14 protein-coding genes and 1 tRNA gene are annotated in these 18,173 nt (G+C 40.5%); 12 read left to right on the top strand and 3 right to left on the bottom strand.

The window, feature by feature from the left end:
* Positions 1-101: 101 nt before the first annotated feature.
* The 6 genes from AWN68_RS05865 to trhA all read left to right on the top strand — a co-directional run bounded on the left by AWN68_RS05865 (position 102) and on the right by trhA (position 9,058).
* Entirely contained in the window at positions 102-1,070 is a 969-nt protein-coding gene (locus AWN68_RS05865) for a hypothetical protein (protein ID WP_157716106.1), read from the top strand.
* Positions 1,070-2,239, top strand: coding sequence for a S8 family peptidase (locus tag AWN68_RS05860; protein WP_068412689.1), 1,170 nt, complete (start codon positions 1,070-1,072; stop codon positions 2,237-2,239). Before AWN68_RS05865 ends, AWN68_RS05860 begins: the two co-directional genes overlap by 1 nt.
* On the top strand, positions 2,236-4,452 hold the full coding sequence (locus tag AWN68_RS05855) for a hypothetical protein (RefSeq protein ID WP_068412686.1): 2,217 nt from the start codon (positions 2,236-2,238) through the stop codon (positions 4,450-4,452). Before AWN68_RS05860 ends, AWN68_RS05855 begins: the two co-directional genes overlap by 4 nt.
* 53 nt (positions 4,453-4,505) lie before the next feature.
* A complete protein-coding gene (locus tag AWN68_RS05850; protein WP_068412683.1) occupies positions 4,506-7,511 on the top strand; it encodes a DNA polymerase III subunit alpha in 3,006 nt (1,001 codons plus the stop codon).
* A gap of 91 nt (positions 7,512-7,602) precedes the next feature.
* Positions 7,603-8,421 carry an ion transporter gene (locus tag AWN68_RS05845; protein WP_068412681.1) on the top strand — a complete coding sequence of 273 codons (819 nt, stop codon included), beginning with the start codon at positions 7,603-7,605 and terminating at the stop codon, positions 8,419-8,421.
* Entirely contained in the window at positions 8,411-9,058 is a 648-nt protein-coding gene (gene trhA / locus AWN68_RS05840; RefSeq protein WP_068412679.1) for a PAQR family membrane homeostasis protein TrhA, read from the top strand. Before AWN68_RS05845 ends, trhA begins: the two co-directional genes overlap by 11 nt.
* Positions 9,059-9,066: 8 nt before the next feature.
* On the opposite strand, the gene AWN68_RS05835 is transcribed toward trhA, so the two are convergent.
* Positions 9,067-9,621, bottom strand: coding sequence for a 2'-5' RNA ligase family protein (locus AWN68_RS05835; RefSeq protein ID WP_084362775.1), 555 nt, complete (start codon positions 9,619-9,621; stop codon positions 9,067-9,069).
* Between the two features lie 162 nt (positions 9,622-9,783).
* Here AWN68_RS05835 and AWN68_RS05830 point away from each other — a divergent pair, with 162 nt between their 5' ends.
* From AWN68_RS05830 to AWN68_RS05820, 3 genes are all read left to right on the top strand, one after another.
* The gene (locus AWN68_RS05830; protein ID WP_068412675.1) at positions 9,784-10,281 is read left to right on the top strand and encodes a hypothetical protein; all 498 of its coding nucleotides are present in this window, start codon (positions 9,784-9,786) and stop codon (positions 10,279-10,281) included.
* Positions 10,282-10,355: 74 nt separating this feature from the next.
* Positions 10,356-11,561, top strand: coding sequence for a hypothetical protein (locus AWN68_RS05825; RefSeq protein WP_068412673.1), 1,206 nt, complete (start codon positions 10,356-10,358; stop codon positions 11,559-11,561).
* Positions 11,562-11,640: 79 nt separating this feature from the next.
* Positions 11,641-14,175 carry a M14 family zinc carboxypeptidase gene (locus tag AWN68_RS05820; RefSeq protein ID WP_068412669.1) on the top strand — a complete coding sequence of 845 codons (2,535 nt, stop codon included), beginning with the start codon at positions 11,641-11,643 and terminating at the stop codon, positions 14,173-14,175.
* Positions 14,176-14,248: 73 nt separating this feature from the next.
* Here the strand turns inward: AWN68_RS05820 and mltB are convergent, their stop codons facing one another.
* Entirely contained in the window at positions 14,249-15,211 is a 963-nt protein-coding gene (gene mltB / locus AWN68_RS05815; RefSeq protein WP_068412666.1) for a lytic murein transglycosylase B, read from the bottom strand.
* Between the two features lie 119 nt (positions 15,212-15,330).
* Complete coding sequence (locus AWN68_RS05810; RefSeq protein ID WP_068412663.1) at positions 15,331-16,026, bottom strand: LiaI-LiaF-like domain-containing protein; 696 nt, start codon at positions 16,024-16,026, stop codon at positions 15,331-15,333.
* 133 nt (positions 16,027-16,159) lie between these two features.
* Between AWN68_RS05810 and AWN68_RS05805 the strand changes: the two genes are divergently transcribed.
* From AWN68_RS05805 to AWN68_RS05795, 3 genes are all read left to right on the top strand, one after another.
* Positions 16,160-16,243, top strand: a tRNA-Leu gene (locus tag AWN68_RS05805).
* A gap of 88 nt (positions 16,244-16,331) precedes the next feature.
* The gene (locus AWN68_RS05800; protein WP_157716105.1) at positions 16,332-16,961 is read left to right on the top strand and encodes an ABC transporter ATP-binding protein; all 630 of its coding nucleotides are present in this window, start codon (positions 16,332-16,334) and stop codon (positions 16,959-16,961) included.
* On the top strand, positions 16,958-18,049 hold the full coding sequence (locus AWN68_RS05795; RefSeq protein ID WP_068412657.1) for a hypothetical protein: 1,092 nt from the start codon (positions 16,958-16,960) through the stop codon (positions 18,047-18,049). Before AWN68_RS05800 ends, AWN68_RS05795 begins: the two co-directional genes overlap by 4 nt.
* Positions 18,050-18,173 lie beyond the last annotated feature (124 nt).

The raw sequence follows: 18,173 nt of genomic DNA, 5'->3' as shown, positions 1-18,173 counted from the left end.
GGTTCTGGGTGGAATAATTCATTGAAGATATGACCTCAACTAAGATAGTCACTTTAACAAGGCAAGAGAAAGACGAAGCATTTTATCTAAACCAATAGATCATGATCAACTCACAAATATTAGATATAGTACTAGGTTTTTCCTTTCTGTTCTTCTTATTCAGCACTCTCGTAACGCTTTTGGTGGAGTACGCTTCCTCAAAGATGGACTTGAGAGCTAAAAACCTCAAGAAAGGTATTATCAAATTGTTAGATGACCCAGAAGGTCAAGGCCTATCGAAGTTCTTTTTTGAACACCCCTTAATTCGGGGGCTTTCAGAAAATGGGAATAAGGGGTTTTCTAATTTGAGTGGCGATAAGTTCTCTAAAGTATTGATGGATGTTCTAAGAACTGGAGGTGACTCCCAAAAGGTAGGGCGGGAGTCAAATTTTGATAATTATACAATAACTCAGTCCATAGATAAGGTGGGCAAAGATAAATTTAAGGATCCTGATGGCTCAGAAACACTTGGTCTAATTAAGACTTTCTCAAAAGAGGCCAGTGAAGATATAAAAGAGTTTCAGAATAAGCTTGAGAGCTGGTTCGATGAACAAGGTGATCAAATGAAAGATTGGTTTAGTCGAGAGATTAAAAAAGTAACTCTGATTACCAGTGTAATACTTGTGTTGTTATTTAATATTGATACTGTAAGAATCTACGAAGCACTTTCTCAAAATGAACAACTCAGAATTCAATTTGCAAACTCAGCATTTGAATACTTTAAAATTAATCCAAAAGAGGGGGAAGAGAAAGAAGGTGTCGACACGCCTCAAGAAAAATTGACTCAATTCTACAGTGGGAGCTTAGAGAAACCTATTGATTTGCTTGGGCTTGGATGGCCTCAGAGCTGGGCTTATTACAAAGAGGATGGCTTAAGAATGCTATGGGCTCCTTTTGGAATGGCTTTGTCTGTTTTGGCCATTTCTTTTGGAGCCCCATTTTGGTATGATGTGATCAGTAGAGTTAACCAGCTGAGAAATACTACTCAGCAAAACCAAAGCAAAAACATGAAAGCTCAACCTGTAGGATAATGAAAGTCAAAGCAACGCAAGAAGTACATATAAGAGCAAAGGAACCCTGGGTCAAACCTGGGAATAAAAAGGGTGTTTTGTATCCTGGTTTTGAGGTTGAGGTGATAAATGTAATTAACACCAATGCCCAAGTAATTAACGGCAATGGTACTTGGTATCAAGACAAGAACGGAGACTATTTATGGAGTGGAGGCTTTAGCCAAATCAATGAGCCAGATAAAAATCCAGCGATCAACTCAGATATACCTCATTTTAAGGCTTCAGACCAATTCCCAAACTTGAGGGAAGTGCTGAGTTATAAAAAAGCGATTAGTAATTGGTGGATTAAGGATTATGGAATAGCAGAAATTTGGGAGAAGTATGAAACTCTAGGGAGTGGATGCAATATAATGGTACTGGATACTGGTTATGCTTTGGGGCACCCATTGGGAAGTGATGAACTAATATCTGGCTGGAATTATGAGGGTGATAATTCGGACTTTAATGACGATGTAGGCCATGGCTCAAAGGTTATCTCTGTTATCAATTCATGTCACCCCGATCTACTTGGAGTAGCTCCTGGAGCAAGTCTTTATGCAGCCAAAGGAAGCGAACAAGGGCCAGTATTTTACATGGATGCATTGGAAAAAGCCGCAAGTTCAAAAGATATTGATATCATATCCATCAGTTATGATTATCCAAAGCGTATTTATCAGAATCACAGAGGTCGTTTTATGTCAGCGATTCAAAGTAATGCCAGTAAACTCATTTTGGCATCAAGTGGAAATTATGGGCCAGACAAGGAGTTCGTTGTGTACCCCGCAGAGTTTCAGGAAGTGATATCAGTTGGTTCTGTAGGGCAATCGAGAAATAAGTCAGGGTTCAATAATTCAGCAGGACTTACTGAAATTTACGCACCCGGTGAAAATTTGAGTTTACTGGGTAATAGTAGCAAAACCCACTTTGTAGTGGATTCCGGTACAAGTTTTTCCACACCTTATGTGGTGGGACTTTTGGCTTTACTAATATCATATGTTAAGAGAGAGTCGCCAGGTATTGAGATTAATGTACTCGATCTGCGCAGTATGATTTTGGATAATAGTGACCCTGAATTTGGTAAGGGAAACCCGGGGATTATTAACCCCAAAAAGACGTTCGAAGCACTTATTAATAGACTATCACAACTATGAAAACAATCATCATTGTATTACTAACCCTATGCCTTGGCACTCCTTTGGTAGCTCAAAACAGTGTTAATGCCTACTATGATGCCAAGGAATTGGCGACCTATGTTAAAAATGTTCCTGCTCTTGGACAAGATGCCTTTGATGATTTGAATCATGATAAGGTAGTGAGTTTACTTAAGGTTTACTATCCGTCATTGTCAGGACTGTCGAACCGAAATTTTGCCATTAAGTTAGTCGATCCAAATGATGAAAATTATAATCCTTTTTTGAATGATTATCTACAATCGATCTCAACTGAAGGGTCAGGTTTTGAGGGCGCGGTAGTTAAAAGCGCATTGGTTAGCTCCCCTGGAGGTATAGCAGGCCTTAACGTGACCAATTTAGCTACTGGCATTTCAAAATTTTTGATTGAAAGGGCAAATCAAGAGATCAACATACTCTTCTTCGATAAATTCAAGGAGTTTCTAAAAGAAAATGAGGAGGCGTCTACCTTATTTCCCAATAGCGCCAATTTCATTATCAACTCACAGCCACATCAATACGCCATTTTATTACAGGCGTTTAGAGAAGCGTTTAAAGAAGATATTCAAAATCTTGTTAATCAGTTAGATGATCTTCTATTGTTAGATCGCTATCAGGATTTTGGGCATGATCATCCCGAGGCATACGCAGGTCTTGCGGCAGTGGTTTCGGTAAGTAAATTAATCGATGGTGGTAATATAGCAGATGTAATAAAATCGCTAGGTCAGTTTCAAAACCCCGCAGATGGTGAGGCAAAAAATCTTTACGCTTCTATAAAACTGATGGCTATACTTTCGGAAAGTATTAGGAGTAAGGATTCGGGTAATGCTTGGGTAAGTACTAGTGATATTGAAACTCAAATTATTGGTAATGATAAAGCTATAAGAATCTATTTTGGCTTAATATATAAGCAGGTAGAAGGAATAGAGTTTGAAGTAAGCGGATCTTCTCAGGCAGTTCAAGGTATGCTGAAGTCTGTTTCGACCGATATTAGCCGTCTTCGTCCTATACTCGAATACTTTGGAACTATGGAGTCTAGTTGGAATACTGTAAAAATAGCTAAGCTTGAAATTGATCGAAAAAAGTTGAAGGGAGAGTCAGTCGACTATACAGATTACTATTTATACTTTGACAAGAGCCTAGACCTCGTAGATCGATCTTTGAACCTTAATACTTTTTTGAGTTCAATAGGATATTCGGTGGGCCAAATAGGAGCAATGAAAGAAGGGAGAAACTATCTCAATTTATTAAGAACAGGTAATCAAATATATAAGAACATAAATGAGAAGAATTATAGTTCTGCTGTCTTGAATTTTGTCATAGCTTATGAAAGCATCATTGGAGAAAAAATCAATAATGACTTCTTGACAGACAGAGGTGAAATGAAAGCCTATCTATCAAGTAATGGGATTGTAGACCCCAATCGTAAAGTAGTCAAAAAATATAAAAAGGAGATAGTCAGATTGGGTGGTGGCATTGTAGCGAACTATAAGACTGAATTCGACAGGATCAAAAGAGAAGAGTCCATTGGGATTTCTCATGAGAGTTTTTTGAGATATACATCTTTTATGGCTGCTTTGGTAGAGGCAGATAGCCCAGATGTTGTCAAGAGTATTATCCAGTCTGCTGCGCTGCCTGCTGGGAGTTATTCTATTAAGAGAAATGCAAAATTCAACATTTCATTACAATCTTACCTAGGCATTTATTACAACTTTGATCATGATTCTCAGATTGATAGGGCATGGAATAACAGAATTGGAGTAACTGCTCCTGTTGGGGTGTCTTTCAACTGGGGACTTAAAAGAAAAATGGGTGCATTAGGAGTAATGATTTCTCTTATTGATGTAGGTGCAATAGTTGATTATGAAATTCGTACTGATACGACAATTTCAACCACAGTTACTATGGAACCTGGAGGTAATACCACCACTACCACTACAGAGGTTATGAGCACTGAGGCTGACTATAAAATTGAACTTGCTCAAATATTTTCACCAGGATTGTATGGAGTATGGTCTTTGCCAGGTAGAATACCTCTGTCGCTTGGGGTTGGTTTACAATATGGCCCGGGTTTAACTGAGATTAACAATGATTCAGGTAATCCAAATTTAATTATTGGAGATCCAAAAATAAGATTTAACGTATTCCTTGCCTTCGATATTCCGATTTTGACTTTATCCAATTCATCTAGATAATTAAACTAATATATTTAGTATTTTCACTTCTGGCTGACTAAGTTGGAAGTGAAATGTACCTCAACACCCATTCCTATTTCAGCTTTAAATACGGCACTGTTAAAACAGCCGAGTTGCTTGCTCAAATGCAGAAAGTTGGGGTGCGTACTTTTGTTTTAACAGATATTAATAGCACGGCTGCCAGTCTCAATTTTGTGCGAATGGCACCAAAATATGACATTAGGCCTGTTTTAGGAATTGATTTTAGAAATGGGGCGGATCAGCTTTTTGTGGCCATTGCTAAGAGCAACGAGGGTTTTAAAGAACTCAATGATTACCTCTCTCAGTTTCTTCATTCGGGCGAAAAAATTCCAGACCGAGCTCCAGCTTTTCAGCATGCTTTTGTGGTGTACCCTTTTCAGAAATACACCCATTTTCAGCTTCGCGAAAATGAATTTATTGGTATAAAGCCTGCCGATTTAATTAAGCTGGTGTATCCGCCACACCAGATGGAAAAGACCAAACTGGTGATGTTGCCAACGGCCACATTCAGAAGCAAAATTGATAAAGAGACTAGGGAAAGGCTTGTTCTGAAAAAGGACTTTAATGCCCATCGTTTGTTGCGGGCCATTGATAACAATACGTTGTTGAGCAAACTCCCTAAGACAGAAGAAGGTAGTGTGGAGGATTTCATTCGACCTGTGGAGGAGTTAAAGGAATTGTATTGCGACCACCCCTATATGATCACCAATACCGAAAAGCTATTGAGCGAATGCGGTATCCATTTTGATTTCGAAGGGGAAAACCTGAATAAAAATCAACGCACTTATTGCGGTAGTCCCGAGGCAGATTATCAAATGTTGGAAAGGCTCTGCAAAGAAGGTTTTGACTATCGTTATCCGCAGTCTACCCAGAAAATTCTAGATCGTATTCAGACGGAATTAGAGGTGATCAAGCAACAAGGGTTTATGTCTTATTTCCTGATCAATTGGCGCATTTGCCAATACGCTAGAAGCAAAGGCTATTTCTATGTGGGGCGGGGCAGTGGTGCCAATTCTGTAGTGGCGTATTTACTGCGCATTACCGATGTAGACCCCATAGAGCTTGATCTTTATTTCGAGCGTTTCATTAACCTTTACAGAAAAAACCCACCTGATTTCGATATTGATTTCTCATGGAAAGACAGAGAAGACATCACCAGTTTCATCTTTTCGGAATTTAAAAATGCAGCCTTACTGGCGACCTACAGTACTTTTCAGTTCAGGGCCATTGTGCGCGAACTGGGCAAAGTGCTTGGTGTGCCTCCGCACGAAATTGATCACATCCAGTCCGCCAAAGTGGAGGACTTGGACGAGCTGCATTTGCTGGTTTTGCGTTATGGAAATTACATCGAGAATTTCCCCAGCCATCTGAGTATTCACGCAGGCGGAATCCTGATTTCGGAGCAGCCTATCCATTATTACACTGCCACCTACCTTCCCCCCAAGGGTTTTCCTACTACTCATTTCGATATGGTGGTGGCTGAAGATGTGGGCTTATATAAATTCGATATTCTGAGTCAACGCGGTTTGGGAAAGATCAAGGAGAGTTTGTCAATCATTTCTAGAAACCATCCTGACGACCCGCATTTTGATATTCATAATATTGCTCAGTTTAAAAAAGACCCAAAAATCAAAGCCATGCTGCGCGAAGGACAGGCCATCGGTTGCTTTTATGTAGAGTCGCCCGCCATGCGCATGCTGCTCAAAAAACTGAGGGTGGAAGAGTATCTGGGCTTGGTGGCGGCCAGTTCGGTCATTCGGCCTGGGGTGGCCAAATCGGGCATGATGCGCCAATATATTTTGCGTTTTCGCGAACCCGAAAAACGGAAAGAAGCCCACCCAATCATGTTGAGTATTATGCCCGAAACTTTTGGCGTAATGGTGTATCAGGAAGATGTAATTAAAGTGGCGCATTACTTTGCCGACCTTACTTTGGCCGAAGCCGATGTTTTGCGCAGGGGCATGTCGGGGAAATATCGTTCACGTGAGGAGTTTCAAAGTGTTCGCGATAAGTATTTTGAAAATTGCGCGGCAATAGGGCATTCTCATCAGTTGGCAGCAGAAATTTGGAGGCAAATTGAAAGCTTTGCAGGCTATGCTTTTGCCAAGGGGCATTCGGCCAGTTATGCTGTTGAAAGTTATCAAAGCCTTTTTCTGAAAGCCTATTATCCGAGGGAATACATGGTGGCGACCATGAACAACGGGGGTGGTTTTTACAGTGTGGAGTTGTATGCGCACGAGGCTTTTATGCACGGTGCCGATATTCAGGCGCCTTGTGTAAACCAAAGCGAACAACTCTGCACCATTTATGGCAATACAATTTTTATGGGTTTGGCATTTATTGGAGCGCTAGAGCAAAACACGGTGCAGGAAGTGCTCACAGAAAGGCAAAAAAACGGAGTGTTTATGAGCTTCGATCACTTTTTAAAAAGGGTGCAGATTTCGCTCGATCAGCTGAGCTTACTTATCCGAATCAATGCTTTTCGTTTTACGGGTTACACTAAAAAGGAATTGCTTTGGGAGGCTTATCTTAAGCTAGGCCAGCAGAAAAAAACCAAACCCGCCAAAATGCTTTTCGACCCAGAAGTAAAACACTATAAATTACCTGAACTCAACTATGATCTGTTGGAAGATGCTTTCGATCAAATTGAGCTGCTCGGTTTTCCACTCTGCAACCCTTTCCATCTATTAAAAGAGCAGCCACAAAAAGAAGTAATGGCAAGACAAATGGAGCAACATAAAAACAAGCTAGTGAAAATGGTGGGTTACTTAATCCATGTAAAAAGCACTACCACTTCGGGCGGAAAACGAATGCAGTTTGGTACCTGGATTGATCGAGAAGGCTATTTTGTAGACAGTACGCACTTTCCGCCAGTAGTAGCGAAGCACCCTTTCAGGGGGAAAGGTATTTATGAAATTACAGGCAAGGTGGTAGAAGAATTTGATTTTTTCAGTCTGGAAGTTGTGGCCATGCAAAAGCTTCCATTTATCCATGATCCTCGCTTGGCTTTGGCCTCAAGGCATGCGAGTAATGGGTAGGCTTCAAAACAAATATGCCTTAGACACTTCATAACTTGACGCGCATGCTCTTGATAATACACGAATCTCCAAATAATTGCTACTTTTGAGAATGCACAAGCGCCTAAGAAAAAGGATCTACATCATAATTTTTGAAGCCGATACCCCTGCGGGTAAGGCCTTTGATGTGGCTTTGCTTTGGGCCATTGTCATTAGTGTATTGGCAGTGATTTTGGAAAGTGTAAAATCACTCAACGATCATTATGGTCAGCTTTTTAAAATAGCAGAGTGGGTACTCACCATAGGCTTCTCCATCGAGTTTATTCTACGCTTATATGTTTCGGAAACACCTAGAAAATACGCCTTTAGCTTTTATGGGATCATTGATTTGCTGGCAGTATTACCTGCTTATATTAGCTTGGTTTTTACGGGAACGCAGTACCTACTCATTATTCGGGCATTAAGGTTACTTAGGGTTTTTAGAATTTTAAAACTAGGCCGATTTGTGGGCGAAGGCGAACAATTGGCCAGGGCTTTAAAAGCCAGTCGGCATAAAATCACGGTATTTTTAGGTTCTGTACTCACAGTAGTAATGATTACTGGAACGGCCATGTATATGATTGAAGGAGGTGAAAATGGCTTCACCAGTATCCCAGTCAGTATGTATTGGGCCATTGTAACACTTACTACAGTGGGCTATGGCGATATCGCCCCGCAAACCGTGATTGGTCAGTCATTGGCTTCGTTTATCATGATTATGGGTTACGCCATTATAGCCGTTCCCACAGGAATTGTGACGGCAGAACTCACCAAGGACAACGCTGAAAGGAAAAAAGTAAAATGCCCTAACTGCCATCAAACTGGGCATGAAGCTGTCGCGCACTTTTGTAAATTCTGTGGCACAGAATTAATACTCCCAGATGAAAAATAAGGTAGAAGCCTACCTATCAGAAGAAGAGTTGGCCAATGCCTGGACGCATGGAATTGCAGCCCTTTTAGCAATTGTTGGTACTGGAGTTTTACTGCTCAAAACTCCAGCTGGGTCAAGTGAAAAACAAGTTAGCTTTTTGGTGTTTGGACTCAGTATGATATTGCTTTATGCTGCTTCAACTGCCTATCACAGTGTTAAATCCCAACAGCGGAAATCATTATATAAGAAGTTAGACCACATCGCCATTTACATTTTAATTGCGGGCACTTTTACCCCGTTTTGCTGGGTGGTGCTTCGCGAAGAAGCTTTGGGTATGAATGTGCTCATTGCTGTTTGGTCCATTGCCTTTGCGGGCACTATTTTCAAAATTTTCTTTACTGGCAAACTCGAAGTGCTTTCTCTTATTTCTTATTTGGGAATGGGCTGGTTGGGCTTTACTCTGTTCTCTCGTTTATCAGAGTTGATTTCTCCAGAAGCTGTAAACTTATTGCTCTATGGCGGATTGTGTTACACTGCAGGTGTGGTTTTCTACCTCATGCGCAAACTTAAATACCATCATGCCATTTGGCACATTTTTGTCATGGGTGGAACTGCATTTCATTTTGCAGCAGTTTATTTATATGTGCTTCCTTTCTAAAATTAATTTTAAGGCTTGAAAACAAATTCGTGAAACGGATGCCACTGCTTGCCGTCATGTTTCAATAGCCAGAAAGAATTGACTTCGATTTCGCCATCAAAGCTTTTGTGCTCAAATTCTGGCCAGGCTTTATAAAAGCCTTCCTTCTTTAAATCTCGAAATGCCACGGTAATGTGCGGATGAAAGCCTCGGTTATGTGTCGGGTTAAAGAGCTTCATTTCGCGCCAAGTAAAGCGGGTGAGTTGCTCTTGAAACGTACTTAATTCGGCACAAGGCTTATTTTTAATAAAGATTGCTTTCGGGGGAAAAGCCCCAAAACCATCCAATTGAATTTTAAATGGATTTATATTAGTTGTCTGTGCAAGTAAATCAATCAGTTTGGATTCTTTCTTCTCTTTCCACAGAAAAGGCATGTGTAAAGTAAGGTGTCCTGGCGACCGCAATGCGCCTTTACTTCCATAGGCTTCCACAAAATACTGTTTGACTTTAATGATCTCAGAAGCCAGAGGTTCAGTGGGAAGAATAGCGATGAAATAGCGGTTCACGGTTGCAGTTTTTAGCACTCAAAATTAGGCTTACTTTTTTGAACAGGGATCTTTTGGTTAAGGAATTTTAATTTGGTGTTTGGGCATAATAATTATCTATTAAAAAATGGAGGCGATAACTTACAATTGTGGGGTTTATGGCACAGCCTTTGGTAACGACTGCGTAAATTTGAAACCTTTATGCAAGCACCTAAATATTTCTTGGCAATTATACTTTCAATCATTGTTTTGACGGGTTGTAAAAACAATGATGATTCGCCAAAAATCAAGTTTACATCCGAGCAACTAAAAATGGTCTATGGTGATGTTGAGAAGTCATGGCAAGTGACTGCTTACTATGCCGACTACAGCAATAATGAATTGAGCGATTTTAATGATTGTTATAAAGACGATGTCTACACTTTCAAAGCCGATACTCAAGAAGTTGAAGTGACCTTAGGTGATTTGGGTTGTTATTGGCCTGAGCCTGACGAACAAGTAGCCACGGTAAAATACTTTTATGATGAAGCCACAGGCAAGTTTATCATAGAACACAGTAGAGGAGAGACCAGTGGAGATCATTTTGCATCTCAGTATTACCTATTGGAACTCGAAGAGATGTCTGAAACCCGTTTGCTTTTTGGCACAGGCGATAATGGTAAGTATTCCAGAGTGATATTACTTGAGCCAGTTGAATAAGTGTACGATTGCGATCTGTCTTTATTTTTCTTTAGGTAGAAAATAAGTTAATTTCCGAAGTTGAAATTGACTTTATGAAAAAATACTCGCTTTACTTTCTATTAGTATCGGCTTTTGGTTTGCTCATAAGCTGTGGTAGCTCCAATGAAACCACCACCAATGTGGCTTCTATTTATAAATTGCAAATTGTTGATTCCGTCCAAGTTAACCTCCTTTCTTCAGGTCTATCCATCGCGGATGTAAATGATGAAACAGGTGAGCTTTTAGCCATTCAGCCCAACCCTCCAGTGGCTTATGTTTTGAGTCCAAAGGGCGAAGTACTAAAAAAGATGGGTCGACAAGCTGGAGACCCTCAAGCCGTGGGAGACTATTTACTCTCTGGTGAATTTTATGAAGATGGAATCGCCTTAATGGGCTTTATGACAGTTAAAACTTATGACATGGATTTTAATCTAAGGGAATCGATGAAGCCCGATTTTACTCATGGCGGAATGGTTTACATGGGTTTTAATCATTTGTTTGAAATAAAAGGGAATGATCATAATCGGCTAGTCGCCTACATGGGGCCACAAACAGAGTTCAGTGATAAAAACGAAGAATATTACCAGGACCGTAAAATAATGACACTTATAGACCCCTATTTAGCCAAAGAACAAAGCTTAGCAACCGAAAACATGGATAAGGAAATCTATAAGCCTGTAGGGAAGCTAGCGAGCGACAGCAGGTTTGTAACAAGTGGCAAGGCTTTTTACTTTCTGAAGCCGGAGCTAGACGTGAAGGATAACTTTCTTTATTATGCCTTTAAAGGAGACACCACAATGTACAAGGTGGAATTGCCAAGTGGTGAAATAGTTGGTCAAATGAGGATACCTTTTGATAAATTCATATTATTTAAAGGTTTTTCAATGGGGCCTGTAGGCCTTAAAGAACAAAGAGAAAGTCGCCCTAGCGACAAAAGCGGAAGTATTGAGCGAGTTTATAAGCTTGGTGATTTTGAAGTGATTGTCTATTCTTCAGGAATGAAGCTTTCAGATATTGAAGCGCTTGATCGAGACTCTCCTGATTTCAGGGAGCGTTTGATGAAGGCAGACCCACAGAAACATCTGATCATAAAAAATGGACGTAGAATGAATGATGAACTTAGACTTCCTGATAAGGTGTCACATTTCGATATGGCAGATAATGAGGGCTTTCTTTGGGCGCATCAGGACATTAGCGAGCTAGAAGAAGAACCCGACTTGATTACTTTTTATAAGCTCAAAGTGGTTGAGGTGAAGTAAGCTCATTTAACCGATCAGAAAAATCAAGTTTGGCAACAAACTAAATAGCCGTAAATTCCTCGCTGTTAACTCTACATTTATGAAAAGAACACTCCTCTGCCTGTGCCTTTTGGCATTCACATTTTTTCAAACCCAAGCGCAATCGCTTAAAAGCCCAGATGAATTCTTGGGGTATAAACTGGGTACACGATTTACACCCAATTATAAAGTGGTAGACTACTATGAGTACGTCACCAATCAATTGAGCAATGCAAAAATTCACCAGTACGGACAAACCAATGAGCTACGCCCGTTAATATCGGCCATTGTTTCTTCTCAAGAAAATATCGACAACTGGGAAACCATTCGTATCGATAACCTAAAAAGAGCAAAACTGATGGAAGGCGAGCCTTCTGGAAGGAAAATCGGTATAGTTTGGTTAAGTTATAACGTGCATGGCAACGAAGCGAACTCTACAGAAACAGCCATGAAAACCCTCTATGAAATTGCAAGGCCAGACAACTCAACTTCAAGAGAATGGTTGAAAAATACGGTAGTAATTTTTGATCCTTCTATTAACCCTGATGGTCGCGATCGCTACTCGAACTGGATCAACCAAGTAGCTGGAACAACCGCTAACCCGAATCCAGATGCTGCTGAACATAATGAACCTTGGCCAGGTGGACGTGCAAACCATTACTTGTTTGATTTGAACAGAGACTGGGCATGGCAAACGCAAGTGGAGTCTCAGCAACGCATGAAATTCTACAATACGGTAATGCCGCATATCCATGTGGATTTCCATGAGCAAGGAAGCAATAGCCCTTATTATTTCGCGCCAGCAGCAGAGCCCGTTCACGAACAAGTAACCCAATGGCAAAGAGATTTTCAAGACATTATTGGTAAGAACCACGCCAAGTACTTTGACGAGAACGGCTGGTTATTCTTTACCAAAGAAAGCTTCGATATGCTGTACCCGAGCTATGGCGATTCTTATCCAATGTTCAATGGAGCTATTGGCATGACTTACGAGCAAGGCAGTAGCGACTTGGCCATTCTTACGGATGAAGGAGACACTTTGAAATTAGAAGATGCGATTGCTCACCATCATACTACTGGAATGTCTACGGTAGAAACCGCTTCGAAATACAGCGAAAAAATGGTGGATGAGTTTGCTAACTTCTTTAATAAGAGCGTGAACAACCCTAAAGCGAAGTACAAAACGTATGTCGTTAGAGGAACAAACCACCCAGACAAACTTAAAAAATTGACCGACTTTTTAGACAGTCAGCAAATCGTTTACGGGATTGGCTCTTCTAGCAAAGCAGTGTCTTCGTTTAACTACCTCACTGGTAAAAATGAGAATGCTGGTGTTCAGAGTGGTGATATCATCATTAGTGCTTTTCAACCTAAAGCAGTTTTGGTGCAAGCCTTCTTCGAGCCAAATACCTTTGCCAGTACTTCTGATACCTATGACATAACAGCTTGGGCTGTGCCATACATGATGGGATTAGACGCTTATGCTACTGAAACCAAAATGGACGTGAAGGTCGGCAAATACACTAAACCACAAGGGCAGGTAAATGTAGGCAGTAAGCCAGCAGCTTATTTATTGAAATGGGAGACATTGGAGGATGCTAAGTTTTTAGGGCATTTGCTTAAAAGCGACATCAAATTGAGATTTGCCGAGCAGTCATTTTCTGTGGCAGGTAACTCTTATGCCCCTGGAACGCTAATCATTACCCGAAAAGGGAACATGCACATGGGCAGTAAGTTTGACGACATTGTGAAAAATGCTGCAAAAACTTACGACAGAAGTCTTACTTCTACCCCAACTACTTTTGTTGAAACAGGTAAAGATTTTGGATCGAATGGAGTGAAATTTTTGGACGCGCCTAAAATCTTGGTCTTAAGAGGAGATGGCGTTTCTTCACTTGGTTTTGGTGAGTTCTGGTATTTCATGGAACAAGAGTTGAACTACCCAATCACGATGGTTGATGTCAGCGATTTTGGGCGTATCGATCTTGACAAGTATAACACTTTGGTATTGCCAAGTGGTTCTTACGGAAGTGCTTTGGGAGGTAACAGAATGGATGACGTAAAAAGTTGGGTACGTGGAGGTGGAAAAATCATTGCCATCGAACGATCTATCAATACTTTTGCAGGAAAAGATGGTTTCAGTTTGAAAACCTACGCTACTGATTCTGACGAGAAGGATGCCAACAAGAAAACGGATGAAGAAAAGGAAAAAGAGGCATTAACGCCTTATGCCGACAGAAGTGATCTTTTCGCCAGCTCTCGTTTGCCGGGTGCAATCTTTAAGTTGAAAGTGGACAATACCAACCCGCTTGCTTTCGGATATCCTGATTACTACTTCACCTTAAAAAACAACAGCAGCCGTTATGCTTACTTAGCAGGTGGGGGCAATGTTGGAATTATTGAAGGAGTTGACGCTTACGTGAGTGGAGTAGCTGGAGATAAAGCCAAAGAAAGATTAGCCAAGTCTGTAGTATTCGGTGTTGAAAGCTATGGTAGAGGATCTATTGTATATATGGCCGATAACCCACTTTTCCGTGCCTTCTGGCAAAACGGAAAGTTGTTCGTTGCCAACTCAATTTTCTTTGTAGGGCAGTAAGCACTAGAGATTAACTAAAAAGGCCTGCGAACGATATATGTTCACAGGCCTTTTTCTTTTAAAGGGAGTGTTATTATTTCTTCGCCTTAACAGCTTCTGCCAATTGATAAACCGCCATGGCGTAAAGCGGGCTGTGGTTGTAGCGGGTAATTACATAAAAGTTATTCATGCCAAACCAGTGTTCTTCACCATTTTCGTTTTCAAGAATAATCATGGTGGCCGGAATTTCTACGTTAAGCTTTTCAGCAGGCTTAAAACCAATAGCGGTATAATCCGACACCTTGTTTTTTGGTTTTAATGCTTGAGGATTCAGCTTCGTTATTTTTCGAGTCATCGTAGCTTTTGAGGTCACAGGCTCTCCTTTTTCCCAGCGGTGAACTTTGAGATAATTTGCTACGGAGGCAATAGCGTCATCTGCAGAATTGATTAGGTCTCTTGTACCGTTATCCTCAAAGCTTTTGGCATAAGCGCGGTAGCTAGTAGGCATAAACTGGCTGTAGCCCATGGCCCCGGCATAAGAACCTTTGGTGGTTTCAATGTCGAGCTTCTCTTCTGTAGCCAGTATCAGGTAAGCTTCAAGTTCCGAAGTGAAAAACTTAGCGCGTTTTGGGTAGCCGAAAGAGAGGGTATAGAGCGCATCGAGCACTTTGTAACTTCCTTTAATTCTTCCGAAGTAAGTTTCAACACCAATAATTCCCAAGATGATATGTTCCGGAACGCCACTTTCTGCACTCACTTTTGCTAAAGTTTCGCTGTTTTCTTTCCAAAATTCAACTCCCGCATTAATGCGTTCGTCAGTAATGAAAATTTTGCGATAGCGCTCCCAGGTCATTGTGCCTTCGGCAGGCTTCGATATTTTTTCAATGATATCGGCTTGGTAGGTGGCCTTATTTAGAATGGCATTGACTTCTTCAATTGGTACATTATTCTTTTCAGAAAATGACTTGGCAAAGTTGGCAACAGCGGTGTCATCTATTTGTGCAAAAGCACTAAATGAGATGAATAAAAGAGCAGTGAAAGCAAATGATTTGATCATGTTCGAATTTAGGCTTTTTCGAACTTCATTTACAAATATGACGCCAGAGAAAGATTTTATCGCCTGCCTTATTTAATTAGATGCAGTTAAAACTAATTGTCAGCTTAGTATAATGTCGATTAGTTGGTTACTTCAGCCCCACCAAAAATTGCAGTTCCACGGATTACAAGCTCTTTGTTTTCATCTGCATGTGGGTCTATGAGCTTTCTTCTGTCCGACATTCCTCCAAAAATGCCGGTGACGTTCAACTGTACATTCCAATCTTGAGGTACACGGATTTTAGAGCCACCAAACATATAAAACACATCAATTTCATGTCTACCATCGGCCAGTTTGGCTTGGGTAAGGTCAATGTTGGAACCTCCAAAAATCGCAGTGAGTGAACCTCCCCTGAAATTATGGCTGTTCACGATTTTATCTCCCCCGCCAAAAATTGCAGTGTCGTTAATTTTCTCAGCGTCTAAATTCCCGGTGCTGGTGTTATAGTTGTCGTCCGATGTTGAGTTTCTGTTGCGGCTTACAATGGCAAAACCAGCAATAACAAAGACCAAAGGCCATAAGTCGAAAATATTAATGTCAATACTAAACCATTCATCGAGATTCAGAAAAATCCCTACCCCCATTAGAATTCCCCCAGTTTTTACATTTTCTTTATTCAGAATAAGTACTGCCCCAATGATGATAAGGATATTTTCCCATTGGAAAATATAGCGCCTGTAATGCCATGAGATAATATCGAGGTTATCCAGTAGAAATACGGTACCAATCAAAATGAAGATTAGCCCTACTATAGCATTTCTGTTTAGATTGTTCATAAAGTGATTTTTCAGAGGTTAAATGTAGAAAGGTTCCTGTCTATTTACAATTAGATTCCCTGCAAATGGTAGTGGCCAATGTTTGAATTCAGTCAAAACTTCTCTACTTTTGCGATCCCTAATTAATACCTAAGCGCACGTGGTGAAACTGGTAGACACGCCACCTTGAGGGGGTGGTGCATTAAGTTGTGTGGAAGTTCGAATCTTCTCGTGCGCACTATAAAAAGCCCCGATTTATCGGGGCTTTTTATTTTTACCCAATCTTATATACCTTTTTTTATAGAATCTTCGTATTCTGAATGTCTATGCTCTCACTCCATAATTTTCAAAAGTCGTTTGGTAAACAGTTGATCTTGGAGATCCCTGAACTGACTTTTGAAAGAGGAATCCACTGGATCAAAGGCAGAAACGGATCGGGAAAATCCACACTTTTTAATTGTCTGGCTGGCCTTTCTCCTTACCAAGGGGAAATCAGTTTGGGTGAAATTAACTTGAAGAAATCGCCACAAGCTTATAAACTCAAGGTAAACTATAGTCAGTCAGAACCACTTTTCCCTGAGTTTCTGTCTGGAAATGATCTGATCAATTTTTTCGCTAAACTCAAGAAAGCACCAGCTGGCCAATCAAAATTCTTGATCCAACAGCTTTCGGTAGATGCGTATGCCGACCAGCCTTGCGGTACTTATTCCAGCGGAATGACCAAGAAGCTGTCCATCGTTTTGGCCTTTTTGGGCGAACCTGAATGGATTATTTTAGATGAACCTTTAATTACTTTGGATGTGGAGGCGCAACAATTGGTAAGCAAAATGATTGTGGAATCACGTGAAAAGGGTGTTTCATTTCTCTTTTCTACGCATCAGGATTTCGATAATTCGTTAATCAAAGCTTCCCATACTTACAAAGTGGAAAATCGGTTGTTGACTCCTGAATCATGAAGGTAGTAAGAAAGGTATTGGTGAGGGCTTTGGTGAAAGAGTTTTACAAAGCTAATACAGGCTTCTTTTTGGTCGTGCTTGGCCTAGGTTTCGGTTTTCTGAAAACTCCACAACACGTTGATCTTGCTTCGTTTTTAGCTGTCAAGCCCTTCTATTATTTGGTGGTTTTAGTCTTATGGCTACTATATGCAGCTAAAACGCTTAGTTTCATTTTTACGGTTAAAAGATTGCCCAACAATAGCTGGTTATCTTATTTGGTTTTACTGAGCCCGATTAGAAGACTAATGCTTGTGCTGCATATTCAGTCTTTACTTTTCTTACCCATACTCGGTTATGGCCTTTTTATGACGGCCATTGCCATTCAATTAAATCAATGGACTTCTGCTGTATTGGTAATTTCTGGAAACTTGATTTTACTTTTCGCCTCCACTTACTTGGTGGAACGCAAACTTATAGGTCCTGTAGATGCCAAGCTTCAAGTTGGGTTTAGAAGCTTTACCAACAGATTGCCCAAGTCTTTCCCTATGCTGTTCGTTCATCACCTTTTAAACCGGCAGTCCATTTTACTTTTAGGTACAAAAATGGCTTCTCTGATTGTTTTGGTGGGATCTATCTGGATTTTTGAAATGGAAGGAACAGATTTGAGGTTACTAAACCTTGGTCTTTTGTTGAGTGCTGCAGTGAATGCTGCTTTCTGTTTTCATTACCATCAATACCAGCAAAAGGAACTGTTGATCTACCGTAATTTACCCGTTTCCAAGAATCTTCAATTTGTTTGGTATGGCTTAAGTTACCTCATTTTAATGCTGCCCGAATTGATGGTTTTCTTTGGGAATCTGGGACTTACTATCTCTACCCTTTTTCTATTGAAAAGCATTATGCTACCCTTGGCCTTGTTACTCTTCTATCATTGCCTTTTCTGTTTAAAGGGGATAGACATGGAGGACTTTATAAAGGTGGTTTTCTTTGCTAGCGCAATACTGTTCTTTGTGATTTTAGGTCGAATAGAAGTCATCTTCATCAGCGGCTTATTCCTATTGCTCAGCTATCTTATTTTTCAGAAACGAGGGCAAAGATCTACTGATTAACAATACAGCCTATAAAAATAGGCCCCATAGTCACTTGGCTTTGCTAAACTCAGTGTTCTTTGCGGTTAAAAAAACAGCCCACTATAACAGTCACCTCGTAGAGGTCTTTTCACGTTTCACAAGG

The sequence above is a fragment of the Roseivirga echinicomitans genome, assembly GCF_001592935.1.
Taxonomy (GTDB): Bacteria; Bacteroidota; Bacteroidia; order Cytophagales; family Cyclobacteriaceae; genus Roseivirga; species Roseivirga echinicomitans.
This window is presented reverse-complemented; position numbering and strand designations above follow the sequence as displayed.